Source organism: Promicromonospora kroppenstedtii DSM 19349 (genome assembly GCF_000515355.1).
GTDB classification, from domain to species: Bacteria; Actinomycetota; Actinomycetes; order Actinomycetales; family Cellulomonadaceae; genus Promicromonospora; species Promicromonospora kroppenstedtii.
The window spans coordinates 5,280-6,508 of record NZ_KI911583.1; the positions used below are offsets into that span (position 1 = coordinate 5,280).

Below are 1,229 nucleotides of genomic sequence, written 5' to 3' on the forward strand. Positions count from 1 at the left end.
CCTGCTGGACTCCGCGGGCGTGCAGGCATCCACCGGCTCGGCGTGCCAGGCCGGGGTGCCGCAGCCGTCGCACGTGCTGCTCGCCATGGGCGTCCCCGAGGCCGAGGCCCGTGGTGCCCTGCGCTTCACGCTCGGGGCGACGTCCACCGAGTCCGACGTCGACCGGCTCGTGGCCGCCCTGCCGCAGGTCGTGGCGCGGGCCCAGGCCGCGGGCCTCGTGTCCGGCCGCGCGATGGGCGGTGCCTCGTGAGGGTGCTGGCCGCCATGTCGGGCGGCGTGGACTCCGCGGTCGCGGCCGCACTCGCGGTCGAGGCCGGGCACGACGTCGTGGGCGTGCACATGGCGCTCTCGCGCAACCGGGACCAGTTCCGCACCGGCTCGCGCGGCTGCTGCTCCATCGAGGACGCCGGCGACGCCCGCCGGGCCGCCGACATGCTCGGCATCCCGTACTACGTGTGGGACCTGTCCGAGCGCTTCGAGGACACCGTCGTCGCCGACTTCCTCTCCGAGTACGAGGCGGGTCGCACCCCCAACCCGTGCGTCCGCTGCAACGAGCACATCAAGTTCGAGGCGCTGCTCGACAAGGCGACGGCCCTCGGGTTCGACGCCGTGGCCACCGGCCACTACGCGCAGATCGTCACGCGCGAGGTCGCGCTGCCCGACGGCGGCGCGCGCACCGTGCGCGAGCTGCACCGCTCGCCGAACGACGCCAAGGACCAGTCGTACGTGCTGGCCGTGGCGGGGCCCGAGCGCCTGGCGCGGGCCATGTTCCCGCTCGGCGGCTTCGCGTCCAAGGACGAGGTTCGGGCCGAGGCCGAGCGCCGGGGCCTGTCGGTCTCGGCCAAGCCCGACTCCTACGACATCTGCTTCGTGGCCGACGGTGACACCCGCGGCTTCCTGCGCGACCGCCTGGGCTCCCGCCCCGGCGAGGTCGTGGACGTCGACGGCGAGGTGGTCGGCGAGCACGACGGCGCCTACGCCTTCACCGTGGGGCAGCGGCGCGGGCTCGCCCTGGGGCGCCCCGCCGCCGACGGCAGGGCACGCTACGTGGTGGACGTGCAGCCGTCGACGAACACCGTGGTCGTGGGGCCGGCCGAGCTGCTGAGCGTGGACCGGATCGCGGGGGAGAAGTCCCTGTGGTTCGAGGGCGTGCTGCCTGGCGGCGAAGGCGCGGCGGGCGGTGCGGCGGCGGACGGCGGGGTGCCGGACGGCGCCGTCGTGCCCGACGC

1 protein-coding gene and 1 pseudogene are annotated in these 1,229 nt (G+C 75.6%); both read left to right on the forward strand.

Translation table 11 applies throughout. From position 1 onward, the window contains the following. Positions 1 to 250: pseudogene (locus PROKR_RS32280) on the forward strand (cysteine desulfurase NifS); the annotation flags it as partial. Continuing rightward, positions 247 to 1,229: tRNA 2-thiouridine(34) synthase MnmA (gene mnmA, locus PROKR_RS02500; RefSeq protein ID WP_245605668.1), on the forward strand; the 983-nt coding region annotated here is incomplete at its 3' end. The pseudogene PROKR_RS32280 and the gene mnmA, both read left to right, overlap by 4 nt.